This window comes from Elstera litoralis, assembly GCF_000963705.1.
GTDB classification, from domain to species: Bacteria; Pseudomonadota; Alphaproteobacteria; order Elsterales; family Elsteraceae; genus Elstera; species Elstera litoralis.
On record NZ_LAJY01000499.1, the window covers coordinates 1 to 2,151 of the forward strand.

General features: G+C 63.3%; 5 protein-coding genes. 4 read left to right on the top strand and 1 reads right to left on the bottom strand.

The features are described 5' to 3' along the window. The 4 genes from VZ95_RS27385 to VZ95_RS16395 form a co-directional block, all read left to right on the top strand. The coding region (locus VZ95_RS27385; protein ID WP_045776810.1) for a hypothetical protein at window positions 1–196 on the top strand (196 nt) is incomplete at its 5' end. 152 nt (window positions 197–348) lie between these two features. Beyond that, window positions 349–804 carry an Lrp/AsnC family transcriptional regulator gene (locus tag VZ95_RS16385; protein WP_045776811.1) on the top strand — a complete coding sequence of 152 codons (456 nt, stop codon included), beginning with the start codon at window positions 349–351 and terminating at the stop codon, window positions 802–804. 4 nt (window positions 805–808) lie between these two features. Beyond that, on the top strand, window positions 809–1,156 hold the full coding sequence (locus tag VZ95_RS16390) for a cupin domain-containing protein (protein ID WP_045776812.1): 348 nt from the start codon (window positions 809–811) through the stop codon (window positions 1,154–1,156). 1 nt (window position 1,157) lies between these two features. After that, window positions 1,158–1,871, top strand: a complete 714-nt coding sequence (locus VZ95_RS16395; protein WP_045776813.1) for a HesA/MoeB/ThiF family protein — start codon at window positions 1,158–1,160, stop codon at window positions 1,869–1,871. Here VZ95_RS16395 and VZ95_RS25825 read toward each other — a convergent pair. Further along, a partial coding sequence (locus tag VZ95_RS25825) for a hypothetical protein (protein ID WP_045776814.1) occupies window positions 1,868–2,151 on the bottom strand: 284 nt, incomplete at its 5' end. The genes VZ95_RS16395 and VZ95_RS25825 overlap by 4 nt on opposite strands.

Below are 2,151 nucleotides of genomic sequence, written 5' to 3' on the forward strand. Positions count from 1 at the left end.
CACAAAAAGGAGCCACGCCATGCTGTTTTCGAAGAAGGAGGACCCTCTTCCGGCCCGCGAAAGCGCTAACATTCGTTCTTCGCAGCCGATCAGCATTACCGCCGAGACCCAACGGTTCGGCTTTTGGATCATGACAGGCATGCCGCTGCCGGTACGCTTGTTTCGGCCGGTGGCTCCGGTCCGGACTACTCGGTAATCCCCGATTAGGATCGTCTCTCCTCGATAGTGACGACTCCCGCCCCGCAAGCGCAGCGCTCGCGGGGCTTTTCTTTGGAAAACCCCGCGCGCGATTGCCCGGCTTTTTATTGATCCTTTTCAGAAGCCCTGGCGCGCTGTAGGGTTCGGCCTATGACGCAGCGCACTAGCCTGGATGATCTCGACCGGCGGCTGCTGGGGCTTCTGGATCAGAACGCCCGCGAGCCGACGGCGTCGCTCGCCCGCAAGATCGGCCTGTCGCGCTCGGCGACCCAGGAGCGGATCGCGCGGCTGGAGCGGGATGGGGCGATTGAAGGCTATACGGTGCGTCTGGGCCGCAGCGGCGCATCGGAGCGGTCGACGGTGTTGCAGGCCCATGTGTTCCTGTCGTTGGACGCGCGGGCGGGCAATAGCCTGCCGCAGGCCTTGCGCATTCGGCCCGAGGTCAAACGCTGCCACACGGTGAGCGGCGAGTTCGATATGATGCTGCTGGTGGCGGTTGACGGCCCCAAAGCCCTCGACCAATTGTTAGACGATATTGGCCGGTCCCCAGGGGTGCGCCGCACTCAATCGGCTGTGGTACTGGATGTTAAATTTGAACGGGGCTAGCGCCATGAACCTGCCTTTTCTGCTCGATTACCGCGCCCGGGGCGACGAGAGCAAACCGGCCAATCCCCTGCGCGGCAGCCCGGTGACGCGCGTCGCCAATCAATATGTCGGCGCCAATGGGCATTTCTTTTGCGGTATTTGGGAATCGACCGCCGGGGCCTGGGAAGTAAATTACACCGAGGAAGAGCTGTGCGTGCTGCTGGCGGGCAAAGTTCGCCTGATCGCCCGCGACGGCGAAACCCGCGAGTTCAAGGCCGGGGATGCCTTCATCATTCCGGCGGGCTTCATCGGCGTGTGGGAAACCCTGGAGCCCGTCCGCAAGCTCTACGCGGTGGCGGAAGCCTCGATCTAAGATGGATATCCAGCGCTATTCCCGGCATCTGCTGCTGAAGGAAATCGGCGGGCCGGGGCAGGCGAAATTGTTGCGCTCCACCGTCGCCGTGATCGGCGCGGGGGGAATCGGCAGCCCGGCACTGCTCTATCTCGCCGCCGCCGGGGTGGGGCGGCTGGTGGTGATCGACGATGATACGGTCGATCTCTCGAACCTCAACCGCCAGATTTTGCACACGACCGCCCGCGTTGGGGCGCTGAAAACCGACAGTGCGGCGCAGGCGCTGACGGCGCTCAATCCCGGCGTGGATGTGGTTCTGCGCGCTGAGCGCGCCACCGACGCCAGCATCGACGCGCTGATCGCCGGGGCCGATGCGGTGCTGGACGGCAGCGATAGTTTCGCTACGCGCCGCCTGGTGGCCGAATCTTGCGCGCGGGCAAAAGTGCCGCTGATCTCCGCCGCCGTCGTGCAGCTTTCCGGGCAGTTGACCGTGTTCAAACCCTACCTCGGCGCGGGCCACCCCGGTTTTGCGGATCTCTACCCCACCGCGCCCGCCCCAGGTGCCTTGCCGTCTTGCGCCGAAACCGGCATCCTCGGCCCCGCCGCGGGCGTGATGGGAAGCCTCGCCGCCGTGGAGGTGGTCAAGGAGCTCCTGGGTATCGGCGAGTCGCTGTCTGGGTGGTTGCTGATGTACGAGGCGCTGTGGAGTTCGTTGGATCGGGTGCGGATTGGTTAGGGCTCGATTGTTACGGACTTCGTTACCCACTCGCCAGTGAGTTTGGGGAAGCTCGCCAGATAGGCTTCCGCCGCTGGGCGGTCCTCAAACCGAATAATCCGGTGTTCGCCTTTCGGCGCGCTAGTTCTAAACAGAAAATCCCCGAGATAATTGATCTTTCCGGCCTCGACCTCGATGCGCGCAAAGGGCCGTTTGGTTTCTTTATCGACCGTCAGATAATTCGACGTTTGGCTGTTGCCGTGGGTGGAAAACTGCTTGAGCCCATAGGTTCCGGGTTCGA